The organism is Geobacillus zalihae NBRC 101842, assembly GCF_001544135.1.
GTDB lineage: Bacteria > Bacillota > Bacilli > Bacillales > Anoxybacillaceae > Geobacillus > Geobacillus zalihae.
The window spans coordinates 1-1,004 of record NZ_BCPV01000140.1 but is presented as its reverse complement, the minus strand read 5'-3'; the positions used below and the strand labels follow the sequence as shown (position 1 = coordinate 1,004).

Annotated in this window: 1 protein-coding gene; it reads right to left on the bottom strand. The window is 51.0% G+C overall.

Translation table 11 applies throughout. The features are described 5' to 3' along the window. Nucleotides 1-20 precede the first annotated feature (20 nt). Nucleotides 21-899 carry an IS982-like element ISGsp1 family transposase gene (locus GZ1_RS17735; RefSeq protein ID WP_011231214.1) on the bottom strand — a complete coding sequence of 293 codons (879 nt, stop codon included), beginning with the start codon at nt 897-899 and terminating at the stop codon, nt 21-23. Nucleotides 900-1,004 lie beyond the last annotated feature (105 nt).

Sequence of the window (1,004 nt, the reverse complement as noted above, 5' to 3'; positions counted from 1 at the left end):
CCCGTGGTGCTAGTTGAGCGTCAGCGCTCAACCAGCCCTAGTGTGACCAAGGAATAAGCCAACAAGATGCCATCGAGTGCCACTTCAAACCCGGCAATGGAATTCGCTCGAATGTCGGTGATCCGGTATTGGTCTACGAGAATCGAAAACACCGTCTCGATGACTTTGCGTTTTTTCCTGATCCATTCTTCCCATGCCTTGGATGGGCCGTGCTTTTGATTGTGTCGAGACGGTGTCCAGAACGCGGCTTGGTGTTCTTCGTACAGCTTTTCTCGAAGAGCGTGGCTGATGTACCCTTTGTCCCCAAAGTTGTAGGGATGAGGGATTTGAGTCATCACCGTTTCAGCGGCTTTGACGTCGTGGCAGGACGCTTCCGTCACGACATAGCCCATGGCCAGCCCTTGATTGGTCACTTGAAGATGCAGCTTGAAACCGTAGTACCATTGCTTTTTGGAAGCACAATACCCCATATCCGCGATCCCTCGAAACCGCTTGACGCGCTGCATTCTTGCGGGATGGCACAACGGAAGAGGCAAGCTGTCGACGACCGCATAAGCATGGTGTTGGCCACGTTTCGCCAGCTCATGACGGATCCATTTGATGGCGAAACCAAGCGCTCGGCAGCGGCGGTTGTATCGGGAGCGTTCAAGAAACGAGCCGTTTGTGAACAAATTTCCCGTGACAAAACGATGCCAGGCTCGTTCGGAAGAAAAGCCCAGCAGCTTCCCCAAAAGGTGAACCGCCATGACCACTTCGTCTTCTTGCTTGACCAAGTGACGGTTGCGGCGATGAAGATACATTTGAATCAACGACAGTTGGGCAGAAACAAAACAGAAAATAGCGGCATATTGTTTTTGAAGTTTGGCTGGATCTGTAGTAAAATGAAAGTGCTCTTGCATGGGGGATCTCTCCTTTCGAATGTTGGGTGACACTTTCATTCTACTGGAGATCCGCCAGCAAGGGCTATTTTTATGCTTGTCTGAGTTTTATCTAGCACCACGGGT

Bases quoted from the DNA above. Each gene is read 5' to 3' on its own strand.
- GZ1_RS17735 (WP_011231214.1), bottom strand. From the start codon at position 899: ATGCAAGAGCACTTTCATTTTACTACAGATCCAGCCAAACTTCAAAAA.